Annotated in this window: 46 protein-coding genes; all 46 read right to left on the bottom strand. The window is 54.1% G+C overall.

Annotation, left to right across the window (positions count from 1 at the left end; all coding sequences use genetic code 11):
• Positions 1-11 precede the first annotated feature (11 nt).
• The 46 genes from OCV64_RS10020 to OCV64_RS10245 all read right to left on the bottom strand — a co-directional run bounded on the left by OCV64_RS10020 (position 12) and on the right by OCV64_RS10245 (position 24,884).
• On the bottom strand, positions 12-608 hold the full coding sequence (locus tag OCV64_RS10020; RefSeq protein ID WP_243260593.1) for a nucleoside triphosphate pyrophosphohydrolase family protein: 597 nt from the start codon (positions 606-608) through the stop codon (positions 12-14).
• Positions 609-612: 4 nt separating this feature from the next.
• On the bottom strand, positions 613-801 hold the full coding sequence (locus OCV64_RS10025; protein ID WP_195308488.1) for a hypothetical protein: 189 nt from the start codon (positions 799-801) through the stop codon (positions 613-615).
• Between the two features lie 11 nt (positions 802-812).
• Entirely contained in the window at positions 813-1,004 is a 192-nt protein-coding gene (locus OCV64_RS10030; RefSeq protein WP_024723697.1) for a DUF7736 domain-containing protein, read from the bottom strand.
• Entirely contained in the window at positions 991-1,170 is a 180-nt protein-coding gene (locus OCV64_RS10035) for a hypothetical protein (RefSeq protein WP_130849654.1), read from the bottom strand. Before OCV64_RS10035 ends, OCV64_RS10030 begins: the two co-directional genes overlap by 14 nt.
• 2 nt (positions 1,171-1,172) lie before the next feature.
• Positions 1,173-1,340, bottom strand: a complete 168-nt coding sequence (locus OCV64_RS10040; protein ID WP_195308489.1) for a hypothetical protein — start codon at positions 1,338-1,340, stop codon at positions 1,173-1,175.
• Between the two features lie 69 nt (positions 1,341-1,409).
• Positions 1,410-1,613: a hypothetical protein gene (locus OCV64_RS10045; RefSeq protein WP_009258481.1), complete on the bottom strand. Its 204-nt coding sequence runs from the start codon at positions 1,611-1,613 to the stop codon at positions 1,410-1,412.
• A 100-nt stretch (positions 1,614-1,713) separates the two neighbouring features.
• Positions 1,714-1,944: a hypothetical protein gene (locus OCV64_RS10050; RefSeq protein ID WP_195308490.1), complete on the bottom strand. Its 231-nt coding sequence runs from the start codon at positions 1,942-1,944 to the stop codon at positions 1,714-1,716.
• A 183-nt stretch (positions 1,945-2,127) separates the two neighbouring features.
• Positions 2,128-2,997 (bottom strand): hypothetical protein, encoded by an 870-nt coding sequence (locus OCV64_RS10055; protein WP_243260595.1) that lies wholly within the window; start codon positions 2,995-2,997, stop codon positions 2,128-2,130.
• On the bottom strand, positions 2,984-3,367 hold the full coding sequence (locus OCV64_RS10060) for a hypothetical protein (protein WP_195308491.1): 384 nt from the start codon (positions 3,365-3,367) through the stop codon (positions 2,984-2,986). The genes OCV64_RS10055 and OCV64_RS10060 overlap by 14 nt, the downstream gene beginning before the upstream one ends.
• A 12-nt stretch (positions 3,368-3,379) precedes the next feature.
• On the bottom strand, positions 3,380-3,556 hold the full coding sequence (locus OCV64_RS10065; RefSeq protein WP_155857021.1) for a hypothetical protein: 177 nt from the start codon (positions 3,554-3,556) through the stop codon (positions 3,380-3,382).
• Positions 3,543-3,788: a hypothetical protein gene (locus OCV64_RS10070; protein ID WP_262669924.1), complete on the bottom strand. Its 246-nt coding sequence runs from the start codon at positions 3,786-3,788 to the stop codon at positions 3,543-3,545. The genes OCV64_RS10065 and OCV64_RS10070 overlap by 14 nt, the downstream gene beginning before the upstream one ends.
• A complete protein-coding gene (locus OCV64_RS10075) occupies positions 3,788-4,006 on the bottom strand; it encodes a hypothetical protein (RefSeq protein ID WP_195384229.1) in 219 nt (72 codons plus the stop codon). The genes OCV64_RS10070 and OCV64_RS10075 overlap by 1 nt, the downstream gene beginning before the upstream one ends.
• Positions 4,007-4,179: 173 nt before the next feature.
• Positions 4,180-4,365, bottom strand: a complete 186-nt coding sequence (locus OCV64_RS10080) for a hypothetical protein (protein ID WP_024723704.1) — start codon at positions 4,363-4,365, stop codon at positions 4,180-4,182.
• Positions 4,362-4,637 carry a hypothetical protein gene (locus OCV64_RS10085; protein ID WP_195308494.1) on the bottom strand — a complete coding sequence of 92 codons (276 nt, stop codon included), beginning with the start codon at positions 4,635-4,637 and terminating at the stop codon, positions 4,362-4,364. The genes OCV64_RS10080 and OCV64_RS10085 overlap by 4 nt, the downstream gene beginning before the upstream one ends.
• 36 nt (positions 4,638-4,673) lie before the next feature.
• A complete protein-coding gene (locus OCV64_RS10090) occupies positions 4,674-5,066 on the bottom strand; it encodes a phage holin family protein (protein ID WP_262669925.1) in 393 nt (130 codons plus the stop codon).
• A gap of 12 nt (positions 5,067-5,078) precedes the next feature.
• Complete coding sequence (locus tag OCV64_RS10095) at positions 5,079-5,264, bottom strand: hypothetical protein (RefSeq protein ID WP_130849648.1); 186 nt, start codon at positions 5,262-5,264, stop codon at positions 5,079-5,081.
• Positions 5,265-5,329: 65 nt separating this feature from the next.
• Complete coding sequence (locus OCV64_RS10100; protein ID WP_262669926.1) at positions 5,330-6,115, bottom strand: ADP-ribosylglycohydrolase family protein; 786 nt, start codon at positions 6,113-6,115, stop codon at positions 5,330-5,332.
• 169 nt (positions 6,116-6,284) lie between these two features.
• On the bottom strand, positions 6,285-6,902 hold the full coding sequence (locus OCV64_RS10105; RefSeq protein WP_262669927.1) for a hypothetical protein: 618 nt from the start codon (positions 6,900-6,902) through the stop codon (positions 6,285-6,287).
• A gap of 13 nt (positions 6,903-6,915) precedes the next feature.
• Positions 6,916-7,242: a DNA ligase LigA-related protein gene (locus tag OCV64_RS10110; protein ID WP_243260597.1), complete on the bottom strand. Its 327-nt coding sequence runs from the start codon at positions 7,240-7,242 to the stop codon at positions 6,916-6,918.
• Positions 7,211-8,485: a DEAD/DEAH box helicase family protein gene (locus OCV64_RS10115; RefSeq protein ID WP_262669928.1), complete on the bottom strand. Its 1,275-nt coding sequence runs from the start codon at positions 8,483-8,485 to the stop codon at positions 7,211-7,213. The genes OCV64_RS10110 and OCV64_RS10115 overlap by 32 nt, the downstream gene beginning before the upstream one ends.
• A 6-nt stretch (positions 8,486-8,491) precedes the next feature.
• On the bottom strand, positions 8,492-8,911 hold the full coding sequence (locus tag OCV64_RS10120; RefSeq protein ID WP_262669929.1) for a hypothetical protein: 420 nt from the start codon (positions 8,909-8,911) through the stop codon (positions 8,492-8,494).
• Positions 8,908-9,549: an N-6 DNA methylase gene (locus tag OCV64_RS10125; RefSeq protein ID WP_262669930.1), complete on the bottom strand. Its 642-nt coding sequence runs from the start codon at positions 9,547-9,549 to the stop codon at positions 8,908-8,910. The genes OCV64_RS10120 and OCV64_RS10125 overlap by 4 nt, the downstream gene beginning before the upstream one ends.
• A gap of 22 nt (positions 9,550-9,571) precedes the next feature.
• The gene (locus OCV64_RS10130) at positions 9,572-9,880 is read right to left on the bottom strand and encodes a hypothetical protein (RefSeq protein ID WP_262669931.1); all 309 of its coding nucleotides are present in this window, start codon (positions 9,878-9,880) and stop codon (positions 9,572-9,574) included.
• Positions 9,881-9,991: 111 nt separating this feature from the next.
• Entirely contained in the window at positions 9,992-10,483 is a 492-nt protein-coding gene (locus tag OCV64_RS10135) for a hypothetical protein (protein ID WP_024723714.1), read from the bottom strand.
• Between the two features lie 14 nt (positions 10,484-10,497).
• A complete protein-coding gene (locus OCV64_RS10140; RefSeq protein ID WP_195308500.1) occupies positions 10,498-10,734 on the bottom strand; it encodes a hypothetical protein in 237 nt (78 codons plus the stop codon).
• A 5-nt stretch (positions 10,735-10,739) separates the two neighbouring features.
• Positions 10,740-14,888: a DUF5906 domain-containing protein gene (locus OCV64_RS10145; protein ID WP_262669932.1), complete on the bottom strand. Its 4,149-nt coding sequence runs from the start codon at positions 14,886-14,888 to the stop codon at positions 10,740-10,742.
• Between the two features lie 8 nt (positions 14,889-14,896).
• Positions 14,897-15,145 carry a hypothetical protein gene (locus tag OCV64_RS10150; protein WP_119345237.1) on the bottom strand — a complete coding sequence of 83 codons (249 nt, stop codon included), beginning with the start codon at positions 15,143-15,145 and terminating at the stop codon, positions 14,897-14,899.
• A 1-nt stretch (position 15,146) separates the two neighbouring features.
• On the bottom strand, positions 15,147-15,704 hold the full coding sequence (locus OCV64_RS10155) for a hypothetical protein (RefSeq protein WP_024723718.1): 558 nt from the start codon (positions 15,702-15,704) through the stop codon (positions 15,147-15,149).
• A gap of 16 nt (positions 15,705-15,720) precedes the next feature.
• Positions 15,721-16,332, bottom strand: coding sequence for a hypothetical protein (locus OCV64_RS10160; RefSeq protein WP_262669933.1), 612 nt, complete (start codon positions 16,330-16,332; stop codon positions 15,721-15,723).
• On the bottom strand, positions 16,325-16,489 hold the full coding sequence (locus tag OCV64_RS10165) for a hypothetical protein (RefSeq protein WP_024723720.1): 165 nt from the start codon (positions 16,487-16,489) through the stop codon (positions 16,325-16,327). The genes OCV64_RS10160 and OCV64_RS10165 overlap by 8 nt, the downstream gene beginning before the upstream one ends.
• A gap of 115 nt (positions 16,490-16,604) precedes the next feature.
• The gene (locus tag OCV64_RS10170; protein WP_242622441.1) at positions 16,605-17,183 is read right to left on the bottom strand and encodes a cell wall hydrolase; all 579 of its coding nucleotides are present in this window, start codon (positions 17,181-17,183) and stop codon (positions 16,605-16,607) included.
• A gap of 10 nt (positions 17,184-17,193) precedes the next feature.
• Positions 17,194-18,159, bottom strand: a complete 966-nt coding sequence (locus tag OCV64_RS10175; RefSeq protein ID WP_262669934.1) for a DUF6353 family protein — start codon at positions 18,157-18,159, stop codon at positions 17,194-17,196.
• Positions 18,160-18,161: 2 nt separating this feature from the next.
• A complete protein-coding gene (locus tag OCV64_RS10180; RefSeq protein ID WP_024723723.1) occupies positions 18,162-18,686 on the bottom strand; it encodes a hypothetical protein in 525 nt (174 codons plus the stop codon).
• The gene (locus tag OCV64_RS10185; protein WP_262669935.1) at positions 18,676-18,801 is read right to left on the bottom strand and encodes a hypothetical protein; all 126 of its coding nucleotides are present in this window, start codon (positions 18,799-18,801) and stop codon (positions 18,676-18,678) included. The genes OCV64_RS10180 and OCV64_RS10185 overlap by 11 nt, the downstream gene beginning before the upstream one ends.
• A 15-nt stretch (positions 18,802-18,816) precedes the next feature.
• Positions 18,817-19,431 (bottom strand): hypothetical protein, encoded by a 615-nt coding sequence (locus tag OCV64_RS10190; RefSeq protein WP_130849639.1) that lies wholly within the window; start codon positions 19,429-19,431, stop codon positions 18,817-18,819.
• The gene (locus OCV64_RS10195) at positions 19,431-19,796 is read right to left on the bottom strand and encodes a hypothetical protein (protein WP_262669936.1); all 366 of its coding nucleotides are present in this window, start codon (positions 19,794-19,796) and stop codon (positions 19,431-19,433) included. The genes OCV64_RS10190 and OCV64_RS10195 overlap by 1 nt, the downstream gene beginning before the upstream one ends.
• A gap of 80 nt (positions 19,797-19,876) precedes the next feature.
• Positions 19,877-20,164: a hypothetical protein gene (locus tag OCV64_RS10200; protein ID WP_262669937.1), complete on the bottom strand. Its 288-nt coding sequence runs from the start codon at positions 20,162-20,164 to the stop codon at positions 19,877-19,879.
• Positions 20,165-20,236: 72 nt separating this feature from the next.
• On the bottom strand, positions 20,237-21,001 hold the full coding sequence (locus tag OCV64_RS10205; RefSeq protein WP_119345235.1) for a DUF6353 family protein: 765 nt from the start codon (positions 20,999-21,001) through the stop codon (positions 20,237-20,239).
• Positions 21,002-21,033: 32 nt separating this feature from the next.
• Positions 21,034-21,336 (bottom strand): hypothetical protein, encoded by a 303-nt coding sequence (locus tag OCV64_RS10210; protein WP_024723728.1) that lies wholly within the window; start codon positions 21,334-21,336, stop codon positions 21,034-21,036.
• 34 nt (positions 21,337-21,370) lie between these two features.
• Positions 21,371-21,547, bottom strand: a complete 177-nt coding sequence (locus tag OCV64_RS10215; RefSeq protein WP_262669938.1) for a hypothetical protein — start codon at positions 21,545-21,547, stop codon at positions 21,371-21,373.
• 63 nt (positions 21,548-21,610) lie between these two features.
• Positions 21,611-22,441: a DUF6353 family protein gene (locus OCV64_RS10220; protein ID WP_130849636.1), complete on the bottom strand. Its 831-nt coding sequence runs from the start codon at positions 22,439-22,441 to the stop codon at positions 21,611-21,613.
• 13 nt (positions 22,442-22,454) lie between these two features.
• Complete coding sequence (locus OCV64_RS10225) at positions 22,455-23,027, bottom strand: hypothetical protein (RefSeq protein ID WP_195308509.1); 573 nt, start codon at positions 23,025-23,027, stop codon at positions 22,455-22,457.
• Between the two features lie 21 nt (positions 23,028-23,048).
• Positions 23,049-23,513, bottom strand: a complete 465-nt coding sequence (locus tag OCV64_RS10230) for a hypothetical protein (RefSeq protein WP_195308510.1) — start codon at positions 23,511-23,513, stop codon at positions 23,049-23,051.
• A 17-nt stretch (positions 23,514-23,530) separates the two neighbouring features.
• Complete coding sequence (locus OCV64_RS10235) at positions 23,531-23,842, bottom strand: hypothetical protein (RefSeq protein ID WP_195308511.1); 312 nt, start codon at positions 23,840-23,842, stop codon at positions 23,531-23,533.
• Between the two features lie 4 nt (positions 23,843-23,846).
• Complete coding sequence (locus OCV64_RS10240; protein ID WP_195308512.1) at positions 23,847-24,305, bottom strand: BRO-N domain-containing protein; 459 nt, start codon at positions 24,303-24,305, stop codon at positions 23,847-23,849.
• A gap of 15 nt (positions 24,306-24,320) precedes the next feature.
• Complete coding sequence (locus OCV64_RS10245; protein ID WP_195308513.1) at positions 24,321-24,884, bottom strand: DNA-directed RNA polymerase subunit alpha C-terminal domain-containing protein; 564 nt, start codon at positions 24,882-24,884, stop codon at positions 24,321-24,323.
• Position 24,885 lies beyond the last annotated feature (1 nt).

A 24,885-nucleotide genomic window follows, 5' to 3' on the forward strand; every position in this document is an offset into this window, starting at 1 on the left:
GACGGCACCTCCTAAATATCATTAGCGCTACGATGCAGGCTCTGCTCCATGCTGAAACCGTCCGGATACCGTGCCCTGAGTTTATCCACATTCATTTGCAAGATGCTCTCCAGGTCGTAGCCAATGGCGTCTGCGCTGACAGCCAGATACCAGGCAATGTCGCCCAGCTCTTTGGCCATGTGCTCCCGGTCGAACTCGTGGCCTTGGAACAGCACTTTCTTCATCAGGTCAATGGCCTCGCCGGCCTCGCCGTTCAGGCCCATAAGCCCTTCCAGAACGCGAATATAAGGGACGGGGTCGGTGGTGATGCGTGACTCCGTGCGCAGCGCAAGCGCCTGGTATTCATTGATGGTCATTGTAGAATGCTCCTTTTCGTGTGTAGTTGCTTGGTCAGTATGCGGGATTCTGGCGGCGAGTTGGTCGATGAGGATCTTTTGGTTGATCGGCTCGACAATTTCATCCAAAACATGCTTTTCATACAGCTCCCGCCAAAATTTTTCCCTTTTCCAGAAGGATAGTTTTCGGATTTCCGCCATCAGGTCGATGCAGACCATTGCCTCTACCATGCCCCACCGTCCGTCACAGGCTGTGAACTCCTTAAAGGTCAAAGTATCAATCCTCCCTCTCTACAAAATAGACGTTGCCGTTGTGCTCCACCTTCTCAAAGCCGTTGGGGAAGGTTGGAGCATTGATTGCATGGGAAATATCAGTGGTATGCCGGCAATCAGGATAGTGACACCGGTCGCCGCATCGCTTACGATCGCAAACATAGAGCTTGTCGCCAGAATTGAGCTTTCGCATTGGAACCCCTCCTATGGCTCGATGATTTTGTGAAAATCAGGCTTTGCTTTTTCCTTGATTTCGGACCACAGAGCCTCGCTGGCCAGTTCATGCGTCCAGACCGGCCTGCCGAGGAGTTTTTCGATGTACTTGTGCACTTCGGAAAAGTCGCACATCAAAATGCCGGTGTAAGCAGAGAGAACAACTTTTTCATGAAGCGTCATCTTTTTGTCCTTTCTCCGGGCGAAGCCGTGAAATATCAATATAGTTTGGACAGTGCAGAGATATGCCCATTTCTTTCGCCATCATTTCATACATGAGCAGGGTGGGTTTCAGCGAGCAAACTTTGATGTGGATGCAGGTCAAGCATCGTATTCCTGGAATGTCCATGCTCAACCCTCCTTGATATCAGCGCTCACTTCCGGAAACTGATGCTCGGTCGGGCCGTATCCCTCTGTCCTAATTTTGACCGTCAGGTTTACTTTGGCGCGATCCACATTGAAGTGGTCTGCAAGTGCCTGGACAATATCTTGTTCGTTTAGTCGAAGTATTTTTTCCATCTGATCGACTCCTTTCAAATATAAAAGAAGAGAGCCCACGTTTCCGTAGGCTCTCCCTTTGGTCGAGGTTTAGAACTTCAGCTTTTCATTGATTTTGCGAATCTGTTTCTCAACCTTTTCCTGGATTTCGGTGTTCCCGGCCTTGATTGCCAGATCCAGGACTTCCTGCCAGTCTTCCAACTGGTCCAGAAGCATACCCTTATACTGGTTGTCTGTCATGCCCATGGGATCATCACCACCATCCAGAAGGTGAGAATTGTTGCGTTCAGCCATAGCTTAACAACCTCCTTCCATAATAGGAGCTGCACTTTTTGCGCATAGTTGATGCTGTATCTTCGACTTCATGATACCATGCTTGGCCGAAGAGTGTCAATTAGGTCTTGACAGGGGAAAGTCCAATGCTCTTACGGTAATCATTGTAGGAGATTTTGCCCTGTTCATAGGCAACTCGAAGTGACTCCTCATCGGGCCAAGGGGATACGCTAATGGACATTCCACCATCCGGCGAAATATAAATGGACACCGACCGATTCCCCTTCGACATAGCGTCATCCACGATGGTGTGAACCTCCTGCCAAGAGGTGATGAAATTACTCTTTTCCATAAATATCATTCTCCTTCTTTGGTAATCAACTCGCTGTGCGGCAACTCCTCAGTGATGTATCGCCCACCACAAAAGCATACAGACAGAGAACTTGGCAAAGAACCACAGAAACTCCCCTATTTTCTGCATCAAAAGCCACGTTATGGGGTGCTTTTCGATCCACTTCTGTTCCTTATTCATCATTTAACCCTCGTGTAATTTACAGAAATGATCGAACTGTGCATTCAGTTCCTCATGGACTCTTCGTTTTGCCTCTTCCATGATCTCATTACTAATGGGGATATCTTTCAAGCTGGGGCCAGTAATCAGCTCATTGTACGGCAGACCCTCAATCCAGTCGCAGAAGGTGTGCCACTCGTCCAGCTTGTGGTTCCGCCGGCTCTTGTAGATGTTGGCCAGCACTTCATAGTTGAGCATGACCGTTCGCCGCTGGTTGTAGGAGGAAGGGAGAAGCTGGATCATCTGCCACCAATACTCTTTGACATGATCTTTAGCAAATTGATCGCCAGTAGATGCCTTTTGTTGATAATCCAGATACAATTCTCTGGCCTTATTAAGCATAGCAATGGTGAGGTTGAGAATATCAATCGGTTCAATTTCGCAGATACCTTCTGTGGAATAGGTCCAACAATCCGTATCTTCACCATTCGCGGAATCGAATAAATGCTCACACGAGAAATCTTCCAGCGTGAACTCCTTCGCTGCAATTTTGTGCATGGTGGAGCAAGAATTGGCCACCGTTCCTACCTTGTAAGTATCAAACTCCTTCCACCAGTACAGCGGAGCCGTCAAGTCCACATAGACCGTAATCATCCGCATGAACTTCCGGTGGTCGGTGCCGGCGTTGCGAAGACGGCTCATCAAATCCGCATCATTAGGGCCGATCCAAAATTCAGAATCATCAAAATACGAAGCCAGAATATGACTTTCCCTCTGAGCTGGAGCAACATATCTCCAACTGGAATCACTCTTCTCCCAAGAGTTCATCGGATTGCGCATACCTCGAATAGCGTGCTCCCAGCCAAGGACTTCGGTGTTTTCAATTTTCAGCATTGGGTTCAACTCTCCTAACTTTCAAATTTTCATCAGCGACATTATGCTCCGGAATGATACTCATACTGACCAACCTACCAGAATCGACAACAGTGATATGGTCCTCCACATGCGTCTTGATCCTGGTATAATATCCGCCAACGAAATACTCGTTTCCAGGGAGAATATTCGTATCGAACAATGATACCACGCCTTTGAGTCCGTCCTCCACCTTGGAAATATCAGCATGTCCGATTATTTCATCCATATCGAAGTTGTAGGCTACCGGGATTTTCTCGGGGAACGTGATCTTGCAGTCCGGGGCAAATTTTCTATTGCATTTATCCACGGTGCCAAATTTTAAGACCTGACCTTCAAACTTAATACCCATTAGTTTCTCCTTTCAAACAGGCGTAGAGCCTTCTAATCGAATGAATATCCCATATTCATTAAAGTTCGGATCGCCGAGCGTTGCTCCTGAGAACAGGGCAACGACTTCTTCCATGGTCAACTCAACGATGATGTTGCCATAACAAGACGTGCAGCGTTCTCGGTCTTCCGCTGTCTTAATGATCAGCATCGTTTTCTCCTTTCAAATATAATGCCTGAGCATCTTCATCCGGAACGCGCCTAATGACAAGCGGACCCCATACTAAAAATTGTCCAAAAATCATATGTCCAAGATGAAGAAGCACATGGTCGCCAATCGTTTCATCTCCGGTAATGCCGATAACAATATCGCGGACGTCTTTAACGTCGTTGCTTACCATGGTGTAAGAAGGGTTTCGCGTCCAGTCTCTCACAACGAACATCAGTTTTCTCCTTCCATAATCTCTCTGTAACGACGGACATTTTCTTCCTTGATGATTTTGGTATTAGGATAAAAGTGGTCCATGGCGTCGAGTTTCATTCGAGCGACTTCACGGTTGCCGTAAATATCTTCCCATTCATACCACTTTCCGTCTACCCAGGAGCCATCATGTTCCAACTTACAATCAACATACCGACAGGGATGCCATTCGTTATTCATGAGATTCTCCTTTCATCTTCGCATTCCACTTTTGGATCGATTCCGCTCTAGACTTCCGTGACCTCTCTAAAGAGATGGGGCAGTCCGGATTGATGCACCCGCATAAATATCCATCCCGCGAATGCCAAATATGTGCCGGGCGTCCGCATTTGCAACGAACTGCTGCTATCTGCTCATTCTTCATAGATGATGAGCGCACGATCCACGATGATTGATTCCGAAGGAACCCCATTCGTAAACTTGAGCGTCAGGTTCATGCTCTGATACTTGATGTCGATGACCTTTTTGTCAGCGATAAAAGCATTGATCGAGCTTTGAAAGGCCGCAGGGTCATCATTCGATAAAATACAAACTTTCATGTGTTTCCCTCCTGATGGTGTTTTGCCATCTCTGTCAACAAGGCATTCTCCTCATCGCAGAACTTGATCTTCGACGGGTCTACCCTCCGGACGCCGTCCGTAAACTCGACGATACCGTAGACCTGCCCAATCTGGCCTCCAGGGTGACCACCCCGCAGCGGACTCGCATCTATCACATTGGACCAATGCTCCCAGCAATGGAAATATCCAAGCTCGCCATCTACCTCACAGAGCCGGGTTTCCCATCTGATTTCACAATTCAATCCAGCCATAGTCTTACCTCTTAAATATAATTTTTCGTCCGTACCCTACTTAATGTCCGCAATAGACTCCACAAAGCAGTTATAGTAGGTGTAGCGCTTCCCCTCATAGTCAAAGAGGACGTAGCCGCCGTCATTGCCCTCAATGTCAATTTTCCCAGTGTACTGTGCAATGATCTCACCATCTGCCGTATAAATCGTCACCGTCCGTTCGAGCCCGTTGTCCAGTTCACTTTTCTGGTCAGTCATTGCCCGTTGACCGCTGGCGGTATTCTGATAATACCAGCGCATCCCGGCAAAGAGTCCGATGATAAGGAGCATGGCTGCTACAACGCTGAAGACCTTCCAGACAATCTTTTCAAATATAATTGCGCCAAAGATGCCAAACGAAAGAATAAAGAGAGCAAGAATCCCAAAGAGAACCCACCCCTGAATCGTCATAATGTTCTCCTTTCATTGCTCCGGAGTGGAGCTGCTGTTTTTGTTGCCGTAAAATATGGCCGCGATAAAGGCCTGGGTCAACCGCATAGCCTCTTCCGGGGTTGCTTTCGCCGCCAGGGTGCTCCGATAAAAGAGAAGGGCCGTTTCCGCAATCGACCCAATGGCGCTGATAAACTCTTGTAGCTGCTTTTTATCCATTGGCAGTGCCTCCTAATAATAAGAAAAGACCACCCCCAAAGATGAGGGTGGCCCCGATTTGCGTTTCAACAATAGTTTTTCTCAAAGTCTTCCAGAATATCAATGAACTCTGCCGGCAGATACTCTATTGCTTTCAGTCTAAGGTCGTTCGGGACGCCGTAATAGGCTCCCGCGATCCCGCCGGCAATGGCCGCGATCGTGTCGCTGTCCCCACCGAGGGAGACCGCGATGCGGATGGTATCTTCAAAATTTTCCGACTCCAAAAATGCCTCGATTGCTTGAGGGACAGATCCCTGGCAGCTTGCGTCAAAGCGGTACTTTGGGCGGATCTCGTCGATTGCGAAGTCCAGAATATAATATTGATCTTCGATTCGCTTTTGGATCATGCTTTTTGTCGCGCCATTCAGTGCACCCCAAGTAGCCAAAGCCGCAGCCTCCGCGCCTTTTATCCCCTCTGGATGATCGTGACTGACCTGCGTTACTGCTTTGGCAAGTTGGATACATTCTTTTTCCGTTTTGGCAACATAAGCCACCGGGCTTACCCGCATGGCGGAGCCGTTTCCGTAGCTCCGGTAGGGCCCCGGGTTCTTATGGTGAAGCCAGAGGTAGAATATCTGTCCGTACCCGGCGTTAGGATACTTTTGCCCAATCTCCTGCATACACCGAATAGCATGATTGCTGAGATCAGTATAGTCGCCGTTGCATTCCAGCAGAGCCTTCGCAATGGCAACCGTCATGGCGGTATCATCCGTAAACCCGCATTGGTCCGTGAACAGTTCAAAATCCTTTGACTTGTGGTTATGCCGTTCAAAACGGGAACCGACAATGTCGCCGATAATTGCTCCGAGCATGTACTTTCACCTCTTGTTCAGTAGAATATAGGGATGAGCAAAACTCGTGTTTTATAAAACGCTAACGCAATATATAGAAACTGTGTGCGATTTTCTACACCGTATATTGTGCCTCTCTATAAGCGAAATGGAGTTTTGCTCAACCCTAGTAGAATATAATAAGGTAAGGTCACTTGTCAATTTCCAGGATGTGCGCCGCGATCATGTTGGCAGTATGCGTCCAGAGGATGTTCGGGCACATGTGAACAGCTCTTGTGTAGTCATTCCATTCCTTCTGGTCTACAAAGGCGCCCATGTGATAACGGATGCACAGGATTTCTTCCATGGTAAGGGACAAATGCTGAGAAAGCAGCATCACCGACTTCTCCCCGTGCCCTTTGAGAACCGCATCGGGGTCGTACTCCCACTCGCTTTCATCAACAAGAGGGATCGGGGCACTGCCACCATAGAAAGTCGCGTCAACCGGATGCCGGTATTGATCCTGCTTGCAAATATCATGGAACATGCCGATGATGTAAGGCGATTCCGGGCGTCCCCACAGCAGGCCATTCCGCTTTGTGAGCTCTACCAGAGAGATGGTCACATTCAGACTGTGCTCGAACAGACCGCCCTCGTATGCTCCATGGTATTTGGTGCTGGCCGGGGCCGTAAAGAAGCCGCCTCCTTTCAACCTCTCAACGATGCTCTCCGGAAACAGATGCAGAGCAGGCTCCATGCAACTGCGAAAAGCGAAAACGCGACTTTCAACATCGCTATGGTCTGACGCAAATTTAATTTCGTCATTCATCGTCTTTCTTCTTTTAGAGTTTAATTTCAAGCTGCTCACATTGGATGCAGAATCCTCTGTCCTTCATCGCAAGCAGCTGTCGGGCCTTATTGACTGCCCAGGGGTCATCCAAAGGCAGGTTCATACCAGTCGAGTGGTCGAAGTCTTTGAATTCTTCTGCATAGGGAACCTTGGCGGCGATGTCGGGGTACTTCTTCTGAAGCTCTTCCAGCTCCGTAGCCCATGCCGACCAGGTGCTATCCGAAATGAGGTTATCATCCATTTTGTAATAAATGATGCTGTGAACGAGAATTTGTCTCCGCCTGCGGTTAAGCAGCTCTGCGACGTCTTTCCTGTTCATGACTCTTGGGGTTCACCTCCAACGGCTTTGTGGCCCAACCGACAAACTTGCCCTCATTGAAGTTCTTCTTCTTGGACAGAGCCTTGCTGATGGCGAGGTCAATCCCGGAAAAGCTCTTCAGGTGGTAGTAGTTGAGATCCCGGTAGGGTGTGTTCAGCCGGTCAATCCGTCCGGCCGCCTGCGTGGCAACCTTGTAGGAATACTGCTGCGAGTAGAATATAATGGTGTCCGTGGTAATGCAGTTCCAACCCTCACAGCCGGCGGTGTACTGGACGAGGTACACCCACTTTTTTCCGGTAGGGATTTCCTGGTGCTTGTGACCGTTCCACTCCGCAACCTCCGTACCCTCCGGATACCCGAGTGAACGCAAAATATCCAGCTCATAGTCGTAGCTGTAAAAGATGATGGCCCTGGGATGGTCCTCCATGATTTCCAGTATCGCAACAGACCGGGATTCATCCGAATTGGTCACCCGGCGAAGCGCCATGCAGAGTTCGGCTGCGGTTTCAATGGGCCTGTCCTCCCAGGGATTCCATCGCGTCCGCATGATGTCCTTATACCTGGAAATATCATACGAAACCCGGATGTCCTCATGATGGGATACTGTCTGCCGCTTGAAATCCATGTTGACCAGAATCCTGTCCCGAAGCCGGATTAGCCTTCCGGTATTGCGGTAGCCATCAACCTTCGGGTATTTGGCCCTCCAATCGTAGATCACATGCTGGTCCACAAAGTCGGTCTTGTTGCGGTAGAACCCGTTGGCGATGAAGACCGGAATATAATCCTGCCAGGTATCGCCAGGCGTGGCCGAGAGCAGAAGCCAGTCATTCGACTTTACGATTTTGAGGAACGCCTTGGTCCAGGCGCCATACCCCACCACCCGCTGTTCATCAAAGATAAAGAAGGCATCCTTGATGTCAACGTACTTACCGATGTTGTTCCAGGAGTCGATGACCACTTTGTTTTTGTAGTAGTTGGCCTCCAGAGTGGGGGAGAGCAGGAACGGAGCCAAATCGCCCTGCCATTCACAGGTGTCCCGTTTTCGTGCAGTGGTGATGATGTAGAGGTCTCTGGGATTCTTCATCGGAATATAATCGTCCGTACCCACTTTGCCGCCCTCTTGCACATAGTAATAAGCGAGGCCGGTCCGGGACTTCCCCGAACCAACCCCGCCGCAGAGGATACAGCCGTTTTTCATCCGATTCAGCGCTTCGAGCTGGTAGTCATATAACTGGATGGCCACGGGGCATCACTTATCCTCTTTCTCAAGATACTCGTCCGTCCACTTTGCAATGACATTGTAGTAGTTGCCCTTGTTGCCGAGAGCTTTCTTCGCAATCGCCATAGCAAGCCCCTTCTCCGGATCGAACTCGTCGTAAACGGCTTTGACCACAGTCTTGGTGCCGTCGGCCCAGAAGACGATAGTGGCAGGCTCGTTGAACATCACGTCCAGAATCTCCGGGACAAGGGCGCTATCGTCAAACCTCCGCAAGGCCTGAACCATAGCGCGATAAGCTGCCGGCGGCTGATTCATCTCCTGGACAGACTCGTAGTAAATCTTGCTGCGCCCCCGGGGCAGAAAGTTGCTTCCAGCAACGCAGGTTTGACAGACGGGTGCTCTAAGATAATTGTCGCGCACGCAGTCCTTGCATCTTGGCCATTTATTCATGTTGCATCCTCCTTAAACAAATCTATAAACGTCCGAATGGTTCTTCTTGTGTGCCATACATCAGAGAAATACATGGGCGTGAACCAGTAATTTTCCATGCTGTCGCCAGGGGTCATTGGCTTCGTAAGGGCGTTTCCGACCTTGATATAGCCAGCGACCCCGAGCAGGGAGATCTGAATATAACACATCAGTGCCACCAGTTCCTCGATGTCCTGTCCGATGATCAGAATGTGGTTCTGAAAGTTCAGGCCCGCATCTTCCAATTTGCGTCGGGCGGAATTGATTGCGGCAATTAGATTTGCTCCTGCTCCACAGCAGCAGTCATTGATGGAAACATAGCCCTGCTTGTCAATCTGCTCAACAAGGTCGTCCATCGTGATGTCCGCCATCAGTTGGCACACGTGGTATGGCGTAAATATCTGTTTCAGCTCCTCATAGTCGAGGTGCAGATCCATAAACATCTCGCCGAGAAAGTCCTGTTCCGGGTTTTCATCCAGAGCCAGGACCACAGCGGCATAGAGTTTGGGGAAAATATGCTGCTGAGATTCTTCGTATTTGTTGATGATTTCCAGATACCGTTTCTCCCGCTCATCATAATGGGCTTTATCCACGGTATTGGACATTGCGCAGGCCACCATGACGATGAAATCCCTCCAAATATCAATCGGGCGACATTTTGGAGAAAGCAGCTGCTGAAAATTGGAGCGAAACTCGTGATAATACTCGCTCTTTCGCGTCGACGGCCTGGCTGGAATGTACTCTTTCCGGACGGGACGAGCCGATTCCAGCATCTGTGTGATGGGTGTTCTTTCTTGCCCAATCGCTTTGGGCGGAACAGCCATGGGAGGTTTCCACGGTTCCTCCATGGACTTCGGTTTTGCCCGTGTTCTCGGTTTCTGCTGGGGAGGCGTGGAAGGGTTCTTCGTTTTCTTCTTCCGGGAATTTTTCCAGAATGGCTTCATTCCACACCCTCCTTAAATATCATGCGGCAATTTACCTCATTTGCCATGGTTTTTCTCCTTTCAAAAATAGGAGAGGGCGCCGGCTATCTCCTTATTCACCGACGCCCCCACATTGGTCTTACTCCTCCGGATACTCGTCGCCGGCGTACTTCTCGGCGAACTCATCCTCTTCGATGACCACGTACAGCGAACGCAGGTAGGCCTTAACGCCGCTCTTCTCGTTCTTGGTGCCCTCCTGAATCACCCAGTTGTAGGGGCGGATGGTCAGGTCCACATTGCGGATCTCCGCGAAGTCGAGGGTGTCGATGGACTCCTCATCCAGCTTTACCTTCTTGCGCTTGGTAATCATGTAGACCGTGGGCGGAATGTTCTCAAAGCTGACCGCCACCTGAATATAATAGCGGGGCTCCTCGCCGTCCTCACGGGGCGGACGAACACGGACATTCCAGCCGTCATCGATCAGCTTCTGGGCGTCTGCGGCATCTTCGATGTAGACGCAGAAGTTCCGCTGTCCGGCGCGGTTGTACTTGCTCTCTCTGCCGGAGAAGTTCCGGAAGAGCAGGCGGGCGTTCTCGATCACAAGGTTCTCATTCACTCTGGGATTAGCCATAATAAAACTCTCCTTTATTTATCGTTGATTTGGGAAAGGTGTTCGCAGATAATCGTGCCCCTGCGGAGCAATGCGACTTCCTCTTCCAGCTTCTTGACGCGGTTCAGTAGACGGCCCTCATAAACCATGGCTATGAAAGCCAGCAAAACCGCCAACACGACATTGACGCCGCATAGGAAGAACCGCTTGGTGGCGGCGCAAATGAACGCAGCCAGAACGTCGAACCAGAATATAATCAGCACGATGCTCATCGTCTTCACCTCACATCAAAGGCGGTAGCGTCATCGCCATAGGGCTCCCCGGGGCCGAACCAGGGTGGCGTGTCATCGTCCGCTTTCACATAGGGGTCGTCGGATACGAACCACTCGAAGTCTCCGTATTGGGAAATATCCGCAACGGCGGCGTCCACCATGGCATCGTAGTACCCCCGGTCGATGCCGTCTTCCTTACCCAGATGCTTGACCATCTCGGACTCCAGCCAACGGTAGCCCTTGGCCCCGCCAGCAGAGGCATAGCTCTTTTCGCCGGTCTTTTTGTCCACGACCTCCCGCAGCAGCAGACCGCCGTTGCAGCCGGGTTTCATAGGACAAAAGGAGCCAACCTTGCCGATGAAAATATAATTGTGGCCCGGTTCGATTTTGGCTTTCAGATCCGCAACGACCTCGTCATAATCCATGGGGTACTGTCCCTCTTTGTCCGGCCATTTTTTCCGCAGTGTTTCAAGCTCTTTCTCATACTCGGATACATCCGGCAGGGTCTCGTTCGTATCCAGGTACAGCGCGGTGGTGACCGACTTGGTCTCGCACATATCCTCGAACACGATCTCTTCCCTGGAGAACAGCTTCTTGAACACGTAGGGGATCTGGAACTGGGTGCCGGTGGCGTTCCATTCGCCGGGGTGTTTCCGAATATCACCGGGCACATAGCCGTAAGCCAGCTGGCATTTCTCCGCCGTGGCGTACTTGGCGATGTAAACGGCGTTGTTCACCAGGCACATCCGGTCGTAGGTAGCCTCGTGCTCAAAGGTATAGCCGTACTTCTCACCGTACTTCATCACAAAGTCGATGATGGCCGGCGTTGCGTCCGGGATTTTGATGGAGTCCGTCTTGATGTGGGCAACAGTAAAGCCCCGTTTCTGGACCTCGTGCTTGAGGTTGACCATAAACAGGGCTCCGCGCTTGGCGACGATATTGTCTTTGTTCCGGTTGTCCCGGAAGGGATTCTCGAAGTTGGCCGAGGTCAGGCCATAGACCGAGTTGATGGCGATTTTCAGTGCCTGGGCCAGAGCGTCTGCCGAACCCTCATCCGTCAGATACTTGGCCAGTGCGCCGTTCAGCATCTTCCGGGCCTTCTCAAAGTTCTTGTGTTTGATCTCCACACGGGCGTCCTTGATCTCCTGGAACCGCTTGGTGTACTCGGGGCCGAACAGCTCCTCCGCGATGATGCTGGAGGGGTGCATGGAGGCAATGTCCAGCAGGGCGATGTCGCCGTACATACCCGGCTCGGCATAGACGTAGCCGCCCTCGCCAACCTCCTCACCGCGATAGAGGGACTTCCCGCCCTCGAATTTGTATCCGGGGAAGATGGGGCGTCCCTTTTTGTCAAAGGCGGTGAACTCGTCGAACTCGGGTTCTCCCATGGTAAAGGGCAGGTCCCGGTTTGGATCATGGATCTGCGTCGTGTCGCCCATGTTTCGATAATTAAACCGGTCCTGGGGGCGCTTGTTGCCGCCAAATATAATTCTGGTGGTGAGGGAGTTGGTGGTGTCATTCACCGTCATCCCGGCCACGTCCGCCAGGATCTCCCGGGCCACAAAGTCGGCTTTCCGGGCATTAAAGACGGCCTCGGTAGCAATGACATCGTTGTCGCAGTATTCCGCGACCTTCTGCCACATCTCCTCCGGAACCGGCCGGTCCCAGGGAAGACCCAGCTCCTGGTGATGAAGACCCAGCTCGATCTCCCATTTCTTCAGGCTCTGCTTGACCGAGCAGAAGTCATACACGTCCGTATAAGAGACGTTGTAGGCCTCCCCAAAGAAGCAGTTGGCGCTTCGGGCCTTCTTCTCGCTGTTGATGATCTTCTGGGACAGGTTGTAGAGCTGCTCGTTGGTGTAACCCATCAGCCGGGCGTACAAAATATGATTGTCGTACCGGCGGCAGTTGAACCCCACCAAACGGAACTTCATCAGCTCCTCGATCTCCGTGGGCTTGGGGTTGATCATCCGGACCACGGTTTGACCGGGGCCTTCGATCTTCCAGTTCACCAGGAACAGATTGGGGAATACCTCTACATCATAAAAGACCAGCTTGGCCTCGTCGTTTTTCACCCCCTGCCCGTCCTCGGCGGATTTGAAGGGCATCTTATTCACCAGCTTGATGCAGTATTCCGCCTGGTTGGTGCTGTTGGCGGCGAAGGCCAGGACCGCGTTGCGCATATCGGTGACGTCGTAGGGCATACCGCTCTCATAGGCGTCCGTCAGAATCTTGTGGATAAAGTCGATAGAGGGCTTAGTAGCCGGATGGATTTCCTTATTGAGGTTTCGCTTGATCTGAACTCTAAGCCCTTTTTCGCTTTGAATGACTTTGGAATTTACCACATTGTTTTCTCCTTTCAACGGTAATCCAGAGCTTATCGTAGCGATAGGCAGGTTGTTGCATTTGGAGAGCTTGCGGCGCAGGGAGCTGTTGCCGGTAAAGACCTTGACCTCGATGTGGTCGTCGTAAATCCGGCTGAGCCGCGCCGGGTCTCCGGAATAAATATAATGCAGGTGGATGCCGCAGCCACTCTTGCTTACCTCCGCATAAGTGGCCGGCCACTTGCTCGCCTCGGCCAGATTCCGCTCAAAGGACTTCTGGCCCTGCTCGTCCGGAATATCAAAGTCGATGACGATGTGGTTTTCCGGGAGCTTGACGTAGTGCAGCTTGCTGGTGTCCAGGGCGGACAGCTTTGTCCGGACACGCTCCCATTTGTTACGGGGCGTGCCTTCTCCGCCTGCATACTGGGCGGGGCAGTCGGCGCAGTCCTTGTCAAACGCCGAAGCCTGCCCCTCCACAAAGTCGATGGTGGGGTGAGGGGGCGACACCGGCTTGTCCTCCGGCGCCTGTTCCTCAAATTTTTCCGTCCGAAACCCGCTGTAATAGTTCCGAACGCGGGACCCGTCCCCCATGCTGAACCGCTCCTCGTAACACCGGAAGTAGTTCTTCAGCTCCTCCTTAAATATCATGCGGGAGACGGGGTAGGGCACCTTGGCGTCCTCGCAGTAGACCTTATACATCTCCCAGGCCGACTTCAGGGACACGCCATCGTCCCGTTTGAACACATGATAGGAGTCCACGATGAAGTTATAAAAGTCATTGGAGGCCCCCATCATGGCGATGGGAATATAATCGTTGTAGTAGTCCGGGTCCTCCAGATAGACCTCCTGACAGTGATAGGCAATGCCGCCCAGCTCGAAGGGGATTTGCCGGGTCAGCCTCCGGTACTCGTCCGGCGGAACCTTGTCCCCGGTGGGCGTCACGTCGATCAGCCTTCGGATGACGCCGGATTTCGCGTCCGTAATCTTGACCGGCTTGTTGGTTCCCATGATGAGGAAGCTCTTAAAGCGGTTGGAGTAGGCGGAGCGGAACTTTTCGTTGACAGTCATCATCTCGTGGGACACCAGCGAATTGATGCGGGTGTTGTCCTCGATGCGGGAGAGGTCGCCGTCATGCTGAATGGCCACCAGCGGATTGGCGCGGAAGGCCTCCAGAGCAAAGGCGTTGCTGGAGGAGCCCAGGTCCTTGGCGCTGAAGCTGGTGTGGTATCCCTCGAAGAGCTGCATGATCACATTGATGATGGTGCTCTTTCCGGTGCCCACCGCTCCGTAGAAGACCAGAAACTTTTGCAGCTTCTTGGACTCCCCGGTAACGATAGCCCCGATGCACCACTCGATCTTGTGCCGCTCCTCGGGAGAATATAATGTGGAGACCAGACGCTCCCACGCCGGAGTCTCCCCCGGCTCCAGGGGGTAGGGGAGGGACTTGCTGGCGTAGTCGCGCTTGGTCACTTTCGTGTTGGAGAATATCAGCTTTTCATCGAGCATATGGAACTGGTCTTTCATCTGCTTCTGGCAATACTTGTGCCAGGTGTCGATCATGCCAGTTTCCGCGTCCCACATATGGAGGACGCGAATGTTGCCGTCAAAGCGCGTGCGGTTTTCTTCTGCGTATCGGTCCAGCTCACGGTCGATCAAGTCGACCGCGTCCTGTTCATCAGTCGACCACATACCCCGTTCGTCAATCCAGATTGCATAGAAGTCGCCGCCTCTGATCATGAGGTCGCTACTTTTCTTGATGATAAACTTGGGATAGATCTCGATGATGCCGCGTTTCCCGCTGCGCGTTGAAATCATCAAGAAGTCCAGCATCGGGTCACTTACTCTCCTTTATCATACTCCAGCTTTTTCACACGGACCGAAAGCTGGTAGACCTGTTCCTCCCGCTTCCGGTTCTCCGCCGCCAGGGCGTAAACGCCCACAACTGCGGCAACGGCGAGCACGGTCAACATGCTGCTTTTACGGCTCAGCTTGGCCACCCGCTTCTCAAAGGCCTGGAAGTTGTGGTTTACCAGGGCCGTCAAGTCCTCCAGCGTGCAGATATCCACGAATTTTCCCTTTTTACTCATGCTAAATGCCTCCCTCCCTGATGATTTCGCGCAGGTAATAGTTCATCTGATACCAGATTTCCGTGTTCCGCATGTCGCGGCCGTTGTCCACGGTAAAGAGCCCGCCTTCGCCGTTGCGTCCGTACCCGCGTTCCAGGAACCGCTCCAGCGTCTGATCAACAAAATATCGGTCAAACTTCCGGTCGTCCATGGAGCCGAGCCCCAGGCTCACCAGCATACTCCAGAACCACTGCCCCGTCCGGTCTCCGGCGTCGGGGTCGTCCATGATGTGCTCCTCGCAGCGGATGGCGAGGGCGATCATCATTTCCAGAATGCTGCACGGGCGGTCGTCCAGGCAGGACGCGACCATGGCGTCAGAATATAATTGCTCGCGACCGAACCGATATCTAAGGTCGATGCCGTCTTCGGCCCGGTTGCCGTCCATCGGAATCGTATAGGTGAATTCCGTATCGTAAAGCCGCGCAAACAGCTTACGATAGGACTTGTTAGAATATCGGTCGTCGACCACGAGCTGATACATCCAGTCAAAATACTGGTCAATCAGTTCATCCCGGGTCAAGCGTCAGACCTCCCTTTCAAATTTTCGGAGGAAGGGTGGATCGGAACTCCGCGTAGCTGCGCAGGTCCCGCAGGATCTCGTAGTCGCACCGCTTGGGGTCGCTCCGGACAAAGACGGAATCCTCCTCGTACTCCCCGAAGTGGTTCAGAGCGTCCCCAACAATATCCTTCGGCTCGTCGATGATGACCCCGTTCTCATCGGAAAGGATGCCGTCGTCAAAATAGGTCAGGCTGATCTGGGTGTAGCCATCCATCTCCCCAAATTCCCCCGGGGAGATGACATAGGGGGCCTCCACCTCATGCTCCGGCTTCGGGGGCACCGAGGTGCGGGAATATCCAACCCGGCTGACCATCTTGGCGTAGTCGTTGATGTCGCCCTTCTCCTGGTTCTTGTTGGCCGCCAAAACCGTTTTGGGCGCCTCCTCCGGCTCGTCCTCTTTGGCCAGATGCTCCTTCAGAGCGGCGATCTCCTCCTTCAGCTGCTGCTCCCTGGCATAAAAGGCCTGCTTGGCGGAGTCAATCTCCTGCTCGGAAAGCTCGTCGTACCGCGTCTTGGCGACATACCATGCGGAAACGCCCCCCAGTGCGGCGCCTGCGAGAAAGGCCAGCGCTGTGCCAAGTTTACTCATTGTAGTCCTCCTCTTCGTCTTTAGTGCTCATGACGGTAATGGCAAGGCCCCCGAACAGCAGCGCTGCGCTGATCAGGAGCCCGCCGGTGATGTGGCGTTTTCTTCTGGTGTTGACCGCGTAGTCCAGCATGGACACCAGATTTGCAAATCCCTCCATACCGCTTACCTCCTGGACAAAATGGTGACGCCGCCGACCAGGCAGAGTCCCGATACGGTGGCCAGGGCGTAGGACAGCAGGGCTTTGATGCAGGTTTTCATAATGCGCGCCTCCTTTACTCATAACTGGAAAAATAATGCGCCCCCACCTGGAACAGGGGGACGCCGTAGGAATGATAGTGGCCAGTCCGGAAGAAGACCACCTCGCTGTTCGTGCGGTTCTCCAGCTCCTCCCGGACCAGCTGAACCAGCTCTTCCTTCACATAGCAGCGCTCGATACGCTCTCCATACATGCCGGCAAACTGGTTCTTCTGATAAATCACGTCGTGGACATTGCCGGGAAACCGGGGGTCGTCCACCCGGTTCAAAATGGTGTCGATAACCAGCCGCTGGCCCTCCTCCGGCTCGCCTTCCGCCTCCGCCATCACGCAGAGGGCGATCAGGTCGATCTCCTCCTGGGTCAGCGTGACGGCGTTGGGCTCTTCCATCGGTTCCTCCGGCTGGACGACAGGGGCCTTGGAGACCACAGGCTGAGGAATATCAGCCCGTTTCTCCGTCAGGTTGACCTGTTCCGCAACCGCATGGACCGGGGTGGCAACCGGCTCCAAAGCGGCGGCAGGCTCATACTCCACACAGAAGGACGCTCCGGTGAGCATTACGGCTGCAAGCAGCAGGGTCGCCAAAAATTTCTTCATGGCTCAGCCCTCACAGCGTCTGGTGGGTGGCCAGCGCGTCGGTGATGTCGCCCACCACGTTGAAGTCCAGGATAAAGGACCGCTCGTAGCCGTTCACGAAGTCCACCGCCTTCTCGCGGCACACCTCGAACATGCCGAAGTCCACAAAGTTGTCCCCCATGGGCTCTCTGGGGTCATAGATCCAGCCCACCACGGCGCCGGCCTTGGTCAGGCGGAAGCCCAGCATCTCATAGACCTCGTTGAGGAACAGGTGGCCGCGGGACTTGAGCCGGTCGTTGGCCTGGGCCTGAAGGGCCAGCAGGTAAAATTTGTTCTGCTCGGCATCCTTCATGTAGGCGGGGTGGCCCTCGTCAAAGATACGGGCATAGGGGCTGTACTTGGAGGGGTCCCAGCCCTCGGCGGCTACGTCCACCGTCTCCTTGACCTTCTTCTCCTTACCATTCTCGTCCACCACCGTGGTCTCGATCTCCTTGGCCTTGATATTGTAGCGCAGCTCCTTCTCCACCTGCTCGCCGAACCGCTCCAGCACACGGCCGCGGTAATCCTTAAAGTGTTTGTCCAGGGTGGCATAGGCCGCCGCCAGCGCCATGTTGCGCTTTCTCATGAGCTTGTGGCTGGTGAGGATGCAGGTGATGGACGCCGCGCCCAGCAGAACGGCGGGGGCATACAGCCTGATGTACTGGAAGCCGGTGTGGGCGTAGACCTGCATACGGTCGCCGCGGGCGTCCTCCTTGGTGTAGGTCTCTCCGGCCTGGGTAACGCCGGAATCCTCGGCGCTCTGAATCCGTTCGACGTCGTCCTGGGTCTTCTCTGCCACCTTGAGGGCCTTGGGAGTGGCTTGGCAGGCCATGACGGCGCTCACCACCACGCCGACCACGCCGGCGGCAACCAGGATTTCAGGGCTCTTCTTCTGAAGCCGGAACCCCACCTTGTTGAAGGTCAGGCTCACAGATTTCATGATTTCATTGGTTTTCATCGTCAAATATCCTCCTTAGAAAATGATCTCGCAATAGATTTATAGATTTTCCCCACGTTCTGGAGATTTCCGTTGAACTCCTCCAGCAGGTCGTCCAGCTTGTCGTCGAATTTCTCGGCGATCTGCTCCTTGGCCTTCTGCACGACCTCCTTCTTGAGCTTGCTCTCGTCGATCCGGGCGACGTTCTTGGCGATCTGGTCTGCCACACCGTCCGAAATCGCGTCATACTGGGCCTTTACCGCCGTGCCCACCCGGCTCTCGATCTCCCGCTTCGCGTCGGCCACGACCTCCTCCGTGGCCCGCTTGACCGCAGAATAGGACTCCCGCTCTACGGCCTTCTGAACCGCCTGGTCGATGACCTTTGCGGGAATATCGATTTCGGTGTTGTTGGCCAGGTTGTCGATGCTGGTGTCCAGCCGGTCGCACATCACCTTCATTTTGGAGTGGACGCCGATGGCGTAGCCCACGCCCACAAGCCCCAAAATGCAGATGCCGACGCCTACAAATGAATCCGCGTTAATCCGCATGGCGCTCCTCCTCATGCTCTCTCATGTACTCGTAATACTCGGTGTCCGTGGCGAACAGCATCCACCGGCCGCATACCAGACCCTTGTAGCCGCTGGAGGTCAAATATCCATACATGGCTGTGGCCTCCTTTTAGTTGATCTGAACCGTCCTCGGAAGCTGCAAGGTGTAGCCTTCCCGGGTCCGGATGACCTTTGCCGACTGAATATCCGTCCAGCCATAGCGGTTGGCCGTGTAATTGCGGCAGGTGATGCCCGCCAGGTCGTAGAGGTCGGCCACTGACGCGATGCCGTAGTTGGCGATGGCCGATTCCAGCTGATCCAGCACCAGCTCGGCGTCCCCGCGGGTCTCAAATATAATGTCGTCATATTCAAAGCCCGCGGCAGCTCTGGGCCGTCCGTACTCTCTGCGGTCATCCCGCCTGTCGTCCCAGTAGGTGAGCCGGGAGCGTCCGTCCCGCTTGCTCCTGCTTCCGCCGATGCGCCCGGAGTCGCCGAAGAGCACAATGCTGATCACGTCGGCGATGGCGTTCTTGATGCCGGGGATAATCACGTCCATCATGATATAGGACTTGACGTTCTCCCCGTCCTCCGGGACAAAGATGTTGACGAATTTCCGGGCCTCACTCTTCTTCCGGGTCTTGGCCGCTCCGGTCACCACCTTTTCCAGCTTCTTTTCCGCTTTTCCCGGTGCGGTAGAATCCGTTCTCTCCCTTGCGCTGTGGGAGTTGTTGGGATACTCTGCCATTACGGTTCCTCCTTGTAAGTGATGGGCTTGGGCTGGGGGAGTGTGATGATATAGCCGTCGTCCGTCTGGACGATCTCCGCCCCGTCCACGGAGGTCCAGCCAATTCTTGTCATCTCGTATTTGAAATCGTGGGTGCTGGCCAGCTCATACAAATCCGCCGCCGTTGCGTTGCCGTAGGTGCTGATGAGGGTCTTGAGCCCGTCCAGCACCTGCTCGGCGTCCTCCCCGGTCCCAAAGATGGGCTCTTCGTACTTCACACGGTCGTACCTGTTTTCCACGGCATACCGGATCGCTCTCCGTGTCGCCAGGCTCCCCAGCGCCATACCGCCCAATAACAACAGGGTGTTCTTCAAAATACCTCTCATGATGCAATTTTCTCCTTTCAAAAGCAAAAAAGGGAAAGCACCTGAAACAGGTACTCTCCCCCGGCGAACCTCTCTTCTGCTTACTTTTCAGAGTTCCCCTCGTCGGAATCCTCCGCAGTCTCTTCGACATCGGTGTACTCGACGTCTACCGCGTCGGTCCCGGCCTTTCTGGCAGCCTTCCGCTCGGCCAGCTTGGCGCCCGCAAACCCCCAGAGCTTCTTCGCCCCGCCAATCACGGCGTAAGCCAGGAAGCCTCCGACGATTCCTGCGACCAGCGCGCCAGCGTTTCCGCTGTCAACGGCCTCATCGACCTCCACGCTCTCGTCCATAACCTCGTTCTCCATCACTCTTGTGTTCATCTCTTCCATGTCAAGTTCCTCCTTGTAAAGTTAGGTTCATTGGATGGTTCTCCATAATAGGAGATGCAATTTCTGCGGATGTCACCAGCCCAGATAGACCGGCGGGACCCGGTGCCCCAGCACCAGATAAGGGACGCCGTCCACCAGCTGGGAGCTGAAGTCCAGCTCGATGTAGCCCTTGTCGATGTCCCACCCCATGGTCTCTCCGATAGAGTCGTCGCAGGGCTCCAGGCCAATCTCCATCAGAAACTCATTGACGGTGATCTTCACCTCGTCCCGCATCCGCTTGTTCAGCGTGTTTTCCGCCCGGCGGAGGCTCTCGATGTCCGACTTGAAGCAGGTGTTGGTCAGCGGGTCGAAGCAGGGGGTCTCGCCCCGTCCGGTGGAAATGAATTCCCGCTCTTTGACATTGGCCTTCTCCAGCTTGTCCTTGGCCACCGCGTCCCGGATGGCCTGCTCCTTCTTCACGCCGACCACCTCAACCGCCTTGTCCCGGTACTCCTTCAACGCGGTCTCCGAAATGGTGTAGGCTGTGACCAGGGCCGCGTTGCGCCGTGCGCTGATGGAACTGGCCCCGATGATGCAGGCCGCGGAGCATACGCCGGTGACGACCGGGGGAATATAACATTTCCAGGTGGTCTTGACGATCTCGCCGGTGGTCAGGCGCTTTCCGTCCCGGATTTCCTTTTCGTCCACCATCCGCAGGGCCTTGGGGGTGGCCTTGACCGCCATCACAGCGGCGGCGGTCATCCCGGCGATGCCGATGCCCGTCAAAATCTCCGGGCTGTGCTTTTTCACGGTTTTCTGCAACGCTTTCAGGGCGTTTGAAATTGCTTGTTTGTTCAATACGCCATCTCCTCTCATAAATATCAATGTTTTCATCGCTCCAGCTTCTCGATCTCATCGAGGAATCCCCTCACGGTTTCGGCCGCGATCCGAAAGATCCGGTGCTGCTGGTCCGTGACGCAGGTCTCGGCGTATAGCCCCAGCTTCGCGGCGAAACGCTCTACCGTCTCAGAGGCCAGTGTCCACGGGTGGTCCCAGACCTGTTGCAGCAGCTCCTCCACCGCCCAGCGGGAAAAGCTGACTTCCTCCGCCTCGTGCCTGGGCCAGTCGGACCTTGGCGGCTCCTCAAAGCCGTTCAGGACCTCCATGAGAAAGAGGATCGCCTGTTCGTTCATGGACAGCGGCTCCTGCAAAAGCAAAGAGCCCCGGTCAGGGCTCCTCGCTTTCCTTTTCTCCATGTTCACGGGCGGCCAGTGCTTCATTTATTTTCTCCTCGATAATCGCGTCCTGCTCCCTTCCGTCAGCCCAGGCGGACAGCAGTGTGCCGATCCCGCCCAGGGCCATACCTACAAAGGGCAATACCTTAAATATCGTTTTCGAGTCCATAAAGTCAAACCTCCTGTTAAATATAGATTCTCCATAATAGGAGATGCAATTTCTGCGGAGCCCTCAGAGCTCCATGTCCTCGTATTCACGCTCGCTTACCGGCGGGAAGGGTGCGTCGATGATGTAGCACTCCACCTCGCCGTTGAGCCCGTCGTCTACCACGGTCTTTTGGTGGTCGAAGTCCACCCAGTAGAGCCCGTCCGAAACCATCCAGCCCACCTCGTCCCCGCCGGGTACCGGCTCGATGCCCAGGAACTCGTAAAACTGGTTCAGGGTAATGAATCCTCCGCCCAGGGCAAAGTTCCGGTTGAGGTGGTATTCGGCCTGGAGCACCTGGCTGATGGTGGCCTGAAAATACCGCTCCGAGATGGCGTCGTAGAATAGCCGCTCTTCCTCGCCGGCGTCCTCAAAGTCCAGAGAGGACGACCCGATCAGGGTGCCCGCGTAGATGGGCTGCTTTTTGCTCTTTTCGGCAGCCAAGGCTTCCATGATCCTCCGGTGGGCGTCTACGCCGTGGAGCTCCTTGACCTTGCGCTGGTAATCGTTGTAGGACCGGCTGACCAGGGCGTAGGCGCTGACCAGAGCCGCCTGCTGACGCCGGTTGAGGGCATTTGCTCCGAAAATACACCCGATTACAGCGATTCCCGTGGCCGCCGCCGGTACATAGCATTGCCAGCAGGCTCCTATCGTCTCCATTCGGGTCAAATTTCCGCCATTTTCCGCCTTTTTGACCGCTTTTGCCGCCTCAATGCGCTTGAGGGCCTTGGGTGTGGCCCTGACCGCCAGAGCCGCCGTGGCCACCACCCCCGCCGCGCTGACAACGGTCAATATCGTCGGCGCCGCCTTTTTGACCGCTTTCCCGGCTCCGTGGAGCAGGGTCGTTTTTGCGTTCACGTCCGTATCCTCCTTAAATATAATCAAAGATGTGGTGCTTCCGGCAGATCTCGCAGAATTCCTCCTGCAAAGCCCGGCGCACCTCCACAACAACCGGGACTGCGGGCGGCTCCGGCGTCTGAATGGAATGACCCAGCTCCTGTTCCACGAAATCCACTACCTTTCCGGCCGTACCCTCCAGAACATAGCCGGTATAAGCGGTAATGACAAGCTTTTCCCGCTCTGTCAGCTTGGGCTTGCGGCGGAACCGGCGGTATTCCTTGAGAAGCTCCTGAATACCGAAGTCCTCGGCGGCCTTCTTCCAGTCCAAATGGCGTTTGTCCGCGTCGAGCACCACCATGCCATACTTGATGGACCGCACCAGCTCCTCCACGCTGGCTCCGTACCAGCACATGTCGCCGATCAGATTGGTGGTCTTGCCCAGCTCGATCTTGTGCTGGTTGGGGTGCTTGAAGACCGGCATTACCTGGCCGGGAATGGCGTACTGGCTCTTGTAGTCAAACTTCTGGAGCTCCTCAAAAGCCTCGTCGGTCAGGAAGGGGCGGATGCCGCGCTCGCTCAGAATATCAAGATAGGTCTTAACCATGATGTTTTCTCCTTTCGAGTGTTAAATCTGAATCACTGCGTCGGGATTGAGGACCACAATGGAGTCACAGTCCCACCCATACAAAGCGAGATATAAATCATCGGCCCGCTGGTCTTGGTATTCCTCCCCATACCAGCAGAGTTCAACAGCGTCAATTCCTCGCCGCAGACATTCCACAAAGTCAATTTCCTCCCACATGCCGGGCGGAACGTCTCTCACCATCGGAAGCTGTCGCAGATCGTTCAAATTATGAATGACCGCTACTTTTTCCGGATTTCGCATGATAAACTGAAATGAGGGTTCTGCGGCGCAATCCCGAAAGGAATTCTCCTCGCACCATTTGGCCCAGCCGTAGGACGCACGTTTTCTCGATGCCCATAGACCTCCGTAGGGCTTTGCCCAGGAGTATTTCGTGTTTGCCACCGGAAACCCATGGCTCGGGTCGAAGGCGTCCGCGCCATAATGAATGTAAACTTCTCCAGTCATTGTTTCTCCTTTTCCGTTTAGTCAAAATATAATCCGTCCAGGATGGACTGGGCCGCGTCCCTGGAGATAGAAAAGACGAACCGTGGGTCGTCCTCTTTTGCCGTGGCAGACATCCTCCCCACAAATCTCGCTACTACGGCGGTGGGAGAGTCTCCTTCATGCCTGCCAATCTCCTGGAGCAGCTGTTGCAGGGTAAATTTCTGAATGCTGAGCTCCTCGAAATACTGGTCGTTGGGCGGAGCAAGCTGCATGTTGTGCTCGATGTCACCGATAAGGTCCTGGATGAAATCTCCCATGACCGCGTCGGGATATCCAATTTCCGCTTTCATGGCGTCAGGGCTCGTAGGGGACCTGCTCCACGTCCCCGCCAGGAACAGTCACCGACCGCATCAGCCGCCCGGTCACCTCGTCAAAGTAGATGGTGTCCGCCATGTAGTCCCAGTCCTCGAACTGCTCCGAGATATTTTTGCCACGGGACCGCCGCAGGGCAATCAACTCCTCGGCAATGACCCGCCGCCACGCCCTGGCAACCGGCTTCCGACTCTGGGCGAGGACGTTGTAGAGTCCGCTCTCGGTGAGGAACGTCACCCGCCGGTGTTGACCCGCCACTTCCGATGACAGCACCAGCCTCTCGTCCTCTTCGCAAAGGTTGGTCAGGTTCCAAATATTGTTCGGCCCATAGTCCATCAGCTCAGCGACGTCCCCCGCCTTGAACAGGGGCTCGTCCAAATCCCGATACACCGGGAGGGTACAGGTCTTGAACTTGATCTCGCCCACAATTTTAACTTCCATGCTCATTTTCTCCTTTCAAATATTGCTCCGTTTGTATTCTTTTGCCCGGTCCCGCAGCTGTTGGAACAGAATATCCGTGAGACCCATCGCAAATTCATTGATTTCCGCCTGCTCCCCGTCTGGCAGAGAGGCAATGCTCGACACGTTATAGGTGGCGAATATGGCCCGCTTTACAATATCCCAGCCCGTCTCTCCGGAAATCCGGTTTGGAAACACAAAGGCGCGGTCCTTGGGATGATGATACGAGCGGTTGAACTCCCTTGCCAATTTGAAAAAGTGCTGATGCGCCGGCCGCAGGAAATCCCTCTGTTTGCACTTTTTGCAGTCCGGACCGGCGTCCGTAAATCCGTTCAGTTCGTATCCGCACGACCGAACCAGCTTCGCAATGTCGTCCAGGGTCTTTTCCCCAGCGCCCCTCGCCTTTGCAATGTCGTCGCGGGTCAAATTCAAAATATCCCCTAACGTGCGAAGACCGAGACGATGCGCCAGAACATTGTAAGCGCGTACTGAGAACACATCGTCTTCGAGGTGCTCGCTCCAAAGAACTTCAAGCTCCGTGTCCAGCGGCCGTTTCTCCATG

Source organism: Muriventricola aceti (genome assembly GCF_025567565.1).
Taxonomy (GTDB): domain Bacteria; phylum Bacillota; class Clostridia; order Oscillospirales; family Oscillospiraceae; genus Lawsonibacter; species Lawsonibacter aceti.